General features: G+C 72.3%; 2 protein-coding genes. Both read left to right on the top strand.

What is annotated here, in order from left to right; genetic code table 11:
• Positions 1 to 191: 191 nt before the first annotated feature.
• Positions 192 to 3,260, top strand: a complete 3,069-nt coding sequence (locus FGD71_RS50000) for a type I polyketide synthase (RefSeq protein WP_140935770.1) — start codon at positions 192 to 194, stop codon at positions 3,258 to 3,260.
• 535 nt (positions 3,261 to 3,795) lie between these two features.
• On the top strand, positions 3,796 to 5,648 hold a 1,853-nt coding region (locus FGD71_RS00020), incomplete at its 3' end, for a type I polyketide synthase (RefSeq protein WP_140935769.1).

The raw sequence follows: 5,648 nt of genomic DNA, 5'->3' as shown, positions 1-5,648 counted from the left end.
GCGGATGTGGCGTCGGCGGAGTACTGGGTGCGTCATGTCCGTGCGGCGGTGCGTTTCGGTGAGGGTGTGCGCTGGCTGGAGGATCAGGGCGTCAGTGTGTTCCTGGAGCTGGGCCCGGACGGTGTGCTGTCGGGCATGGCGCAGGAATCCCTGNGTTCCTGGAGCTGGGCCCGGACGGTGTGCTGTCGGGCATGGCGCAGGAATCCCTGACCGGGGACGCGCAGTTGATCGCGGCCCTGCGCAAGGACCGACCCGAACCGCAGGCCCTGGTCACCGCCCTGGGCCGCCTGCACATCGCGGGCGTCACCCCGGACTGGTCGGCGTACTTCACCGGCACCGGCGCCCGCCGGGTGGATCTGCCCACGTACGCCTTCCAGCACCAGCGCTACTGGCTGCGAGGAGCGTCGAGGCAGGACGCGCGGGCAGGGCTCGGTTTCGAGACGATCGAGCATCCGCTGCTCACAACGGTCGTACCGCTGGCGGGAGAGGACGGGCAGTTGTTCAGCGGGCGGCTCTCGCTCGCCGAGCAGCCCTGGCTCGCGGGTGACGCCGCGGCCGACACCGTGCTCGTACCGGCGACGCTGCTGCTCGACCTGGCCCTGTACGCCGCCGATCACGTCGGCTGCGATCAGGTCGGCGAGCTGATGCTCGAAGCGCCGCTCGTGCTCTTCGCCGACACTCCGCTGCAGTTGCAGGTCGTCGTGGGCGCGCCGGACGCGTCCGGTGACCGGCGGCTCGCCGTGCACGCGCGGCCCGACGGCGGGGAGTGGACACGGCACGCGTCCGGATCGCTCACCCGTGAGGCGGCGCCGCAGTCCGAGCCGGTCGTCTGGCTGCCGGACGGAGCCGAGCCGGTGACGCCGGAGCGGGTGGCCGAACTGCTCGGCGACCTGCCCGCCTATCCGCTGAGCACGGCCGTCTGGCGGCACGGCGACGACCTCTACACGGAGGTCGTGCTCGACGAGGACCATGCCATCGACGCGGAGCGCTACGCCCTGCACCCGGCGCTCCTCGAAGGTGTGCTTCGCGCCGTTCACGCCGGTACCGACCGCGACGCGGCCGACGCGCCCGCAGAGGCCGGCGAGAGCGGCGGACAGGTGCGGATGCCGTTCGCGTGGACCGGAGTGTCTGTGCGGGCCACCGGGGCCACCGTGCTGCGCGCCCGGCTCACCCGCGCCGACGGTGACGCCTTGGCGGTCGAAGTGACTGACCCGGCCGGCGGCGCGGTCGCCTCCGTCGCCTCCCTGGCGTTCCGTCCGGTGCCCGCCGCGGACCTGGTGGGCCGACCGGTCCACCACGACTCGCTGTTCCGGATCGACTGGGCCGCCGTGCCCGCGCCGCTCGCGGCGCCGACCGGCCGCTGGTGCGTGCTCGGTGACGACCCGCACGGCATCGCCGACGCGCTGCGCGCCGCCGGCACCGATGTCGACGTACGCGACGAGCGGTACGTCCTGGACTCAGGGGACGAGTCCGGAGTCGCCGCACCCCAGTCCGGCGCTGTGCCGAACATCGTCCTCTTCGACGCCGCGTCCCCGGCCTCCGGGGACACGGCCGCGGACGCGCACCACACCGCGCACCGCGTCCTGGCCGCCCTGCAGGCGTGGTCGGCCGACGAACGGTGGGTGGACAGTACGCTGGTGCTGGTCACGCACGGTGCCGTCGGTACGGGACCGGACGACCCGGTACGCGATCCCGCCGGCGCCGTGGTCTGGGGCCTGGTGCGGTCCGCGCAGGCGGAACAGCCCGGGCGGTTCGTCGTCGTGGACGTCGACGACACCAACGCGTCGTTGCGGGCGCTGCCCGACGCGGTGCACTCCGGCGAAACGCAGTCGGCGCTCCGTGCCGGCCGTCTCGCGGTGCCGCGTCTGGCCCGGGCCGAACTGCCCGCCGCCGGCGAGCGGTTGCGCCTGCGTCCCGACGGCACCGTCCTCGTCACCGGTGGCACCGGTGGCATCGGCGCCCTGACGGCCCGGCACCTCGTGACCGAACACGGCGTACGCCACCTGCTGCTGGTCAGCAGGAGCGGCCCCGACGCCGAGGGCGCCGCCGCGCTGCGCGACGAACTGACCGGGCTCGGCGCCGAGGTCACCATCGCCGCCTGCGACCTCGCCGACCGCACGGCGCTCGCCGACGTCCTCGCCGGGGTTCCCGCCGAGCACCCGCTGACCGCGATCGTGCACACCGCGGGAGTCCTCGCCGACGGTGTCTTGTCCTCGCTCACGCCCCAGCGCATGGACGAGGTGCTGCGCCCAAAGGTCGACGGCCTGGTCCACCTGGACGGACTGACCCGGGACACGGACCTCACCGCGTTCGTCACGTTCTCCGCGGCCGGGTCCGTGCTCGGCAGCGCCGGGCAGGGCAACTACAGCGCGGCGAACACCTTCATCGACGCCTTCGCCCAGTACCGCAGGGCCCAGGGGCTGCCCGCGCAGTCCCTGGCCTGGGGCCTGTGGGACCTGTCGGCGGGAATGGCGGCCCTGGGCGACCTCACCGTCGACGAGCGCCGCAGGCTGCGCCGCGCGGGCATGCTGTCGGTCACCGCCGAACAGGGCCTCGCCCTGTTCGACTCCGCGACCGCAGCCGCCGACGCCGTACTCGTACCGGCCCGGCTCGACCTGACAAGGCTGCGTACTCTCGGCCCGGACGAGGAGGTGTCCGACCTGCTGCGCGGGCTCGTTCGCACCCCGGCACGCCGTGCGGCCGCGGGCGCGGGTACGGAACCGGCGGCCGCACCTGGCCTGGAGGACCGGCTCGCAGCGGCCGACGCGGGCGAACGACGGCGCATACTCCTCGACCTGGTGCGCGGCACCGTCGCGGCCGCGCTCGGCTTCGCCGACAGGAACGACGTCGTGCCGCAGCGCGGCTTCCTGGAACTGGGTCTCAACTCGCTGACCGCCGTGGAGGTGCGCAACCGCCTCGGCACGGCGACAGGAAGGCAGCTGCCCGTCACGGTCATGTTCGACTACCCCTCCGCGGACCAGCTCGCCGACTTCCTTGTCGAGCGGCTGGCGCCGCGCGACGTGCGGCCGGCGCCCGCCATCGTCCACGGCGACCTCGACCGGATCGAGGCCACGCTGGCCGCGGGTGACCTCAGCGAACAGGAACGCGGCGCCGTCACATCCCGACTTCAGGAACTCCTGGCCAAGTTCGAGCACGGCAGCGGTGGCGCCACGGACCGTTCCGCGCTCGCCGACCAGCTCGCCGACGCCAGCGACAACGACCTGTTCGACATCATCGACAAGGGCATCGGCGCGCCCTGACGGGAATGGCGGAAATACAGAAAAACGAAGAGTCGCCGGGGGAATTGCACCGCCATCCCCGGCGACCGGACATGAAGTGGTCCCGCGTGGCCTCCGGCATAGGGGTCCTCGCTACGGGGTGCTAGGGGTTGTTTGGGCAAACCGGGCCTCCATAGGCTCCCCGATTAGGGCCTGCGCTTGGGCTTTGAGCGCGACCACGTGAAGCGCCTGATCGTGTGCCGTGGGCTCCGACGGAGTCCACGGCACACGATTGCCCGTGGTCGGGCCGCATGCGCGGCCGATCGACGACGTGGCCCGGGGGGCGCAGGAAATGAAGGCAAACGATGTGCGACGGTGCGACGTTGCGTCGGACGGCGAGGCGTAATTCGTTGAATTCAGCGGTTTTCACGGCATGGCCGTACTCCCCATCGCGAAGGCCCGCGACGCCATGCGGCCGGAATTTCCGCCGACCGGTTCGCGGTCTGACCCCGGGCTCTGACCGGCAGCCCGGAACCCCGCCGGATACCTGTGCTCTCTTTCTCAAAGGTGGCGCCGAATGACGACGAACGAGCAAAAGCTCCGGGACTACCTCAAGCGGGTTGTCACTGACCTCCACGACGCACGTCAGCAGCTCCAGGACGTCCGGGAGGAACAGCAGGAGCCGATCGCCATCGTCGGGATGAGCTGCCGGTTCCCCGGCGACGTCGACTCACCGGAGAGCCTGTGGCGGATGCTCACCGCGGGCACCGATGCCATGACGCCGTTCCCGGACGACCGCGGCTGGGACCTGGCCGGGCTGTACGACCCCGACCCGGACCGCGCCGGCACCGCCTACGTCCGCGAAGGCGGTTTCGTCGGTGGCGCCGACCGGTTCGACCCCGCCTTTTTCGGCATCTCGCCGCGCGAGGCCCTCGCGATGGACGCGCAGCAGCGGCTGCTCCTCGAAACCACCTGGGAGGTCTTCGAGCGCGCGGGAATCGACCCCGCCTCCGTACGCGGCCGTGACATCGGCGTCTTCGCCGGTACCAACGGGCAGGACTACGCCTACGGCATCCAGGAGGCACCCGAGGGCGTCGACGGCTACCTCGGCACGGGAACCGCCGCGGCCGTGCTCTCCGGCCGCGTCGCCTACACCTTCGGCCTCGAGGGTCCGGCGGTGACGGTGGACACGGCCTGCTCGTCGTCCCTGGTGGCGCTGCACATGGCGGCGCAGGCACTGCGCCAGCGCGAGTGCTCCATGGCCCTCGCGGGCGGTGTCACGATCATGTCGACGCCCAACGTCTTCGTCGAGTTCAGCAAGCAGCGCGGCCTGTCCCCGGACGGCCGCTGCAAGGCGTTCGCGGACGGCGCGGACGGCACCGGCTGGGGCGAGGGCGTCGGCCTGCTCCTCGTCGAGCGGCTGTCGGACGCACTCCGCAACGGTCATGAGGTGCTCGCGGTCGTACGCGGCTCCGCGATCAACCAGGACGGCGCCAGCAGCGGCCTGACCGCCCCGAACGGCCCCTCGCAGCAGCGCGTCATCCGCCAGACCCTCGCCAACGCCCGCCTGTCCGCCTCCGACGTGGACGCGGTGGAGGCGCACGGCACCGGTACGACCCTCGGCGACCCCATCGAGGCCGAGGCACTGCTCGCCACCTATGGCCAGGAGCGCGGGACCGACCGTCCGCTGTGGCTCGGTTCGATCAAGTCCAACATCGGTCACACGCAGGCCGCCGCCGGCGTCGCGGGCATCATCAAGATGGTCATGGCGATACGCCACGGCCTGCTGCCCAGAACCCTCCACGTCGACACCCCGTCGTCCCACGTCGACTGGTCGTCGGGCACCGTGAAACTCCTGACGGAGGACGTCCGGTGGCCCGAGGCCGACCGCCCGCGCCGAGCGGGCGTCTCCTCGTTCGGCGTCAGCGGCACCAACGCCCACGTGATCCTGGAGCAGGCGCCCGCCCCGGACGCCGCGCCCGAGATCCCGTCCGGCGCTGAGCCGGCTGAGGGTGGTGTGGTGCCGTGGGTGCTGTCGGCGAGGTCGGAGGCCGCGCTCACGGCACAGGCGGTGCGGCTGCGGTCGGCGCTCGCTGACGACTGTTCGCCGCTTGACGTGGGGTTCTCTCTGGCGACGACGCGTGCGGCTTTGGAGCATCGCGCGGTTGTCGTGGGGGAGGACCGGGCGGAGTTGCTGCGTGGCTTGGACTCGGTGGCGCAAGGCGCGCCGGCCGCGGGTGTGGTGCGGGGCGTCGCCAGGGATGACTCGGGGCCGATGGCCGTGTTGTTCTCCGGGCAGGGGTCTCAACGGGCGGGTATGGGCCGGGAGTTGTACGAGGCCTATCCGGTGTTCGCGGAGGCGTTGGATGCGGTGTGTGCGGGGTTCGACCGGGTGCTGGAGCGGCCGCTGCGTGAGGTGATGTTCGAGGG

Origin of the sequence: Streptomyces sporangiiformans (assembly GCF_005768555.2) — a bacterium.
In the GTDB taxonomy this organism is placed as follows: domain Bacteria; phylum Actinomycetota; class Actinomycetes; order Streptomycetales; family Streptomycetaceae; genus Streptomyces; species Streptomyces sporangiiformans.
This window is presented reverse-complemented; position numbering and strand designations above follow the sequence as displayed.

Coding starts and splice junctions, on each gene's coding strand:
- FGD71_RS50000 (WP_140935770.1), top strand. CDS start 192: ATGGCGCAGGAATCCCTGACCGGGGACGCGCAGTTGATCGCGGCCCTG.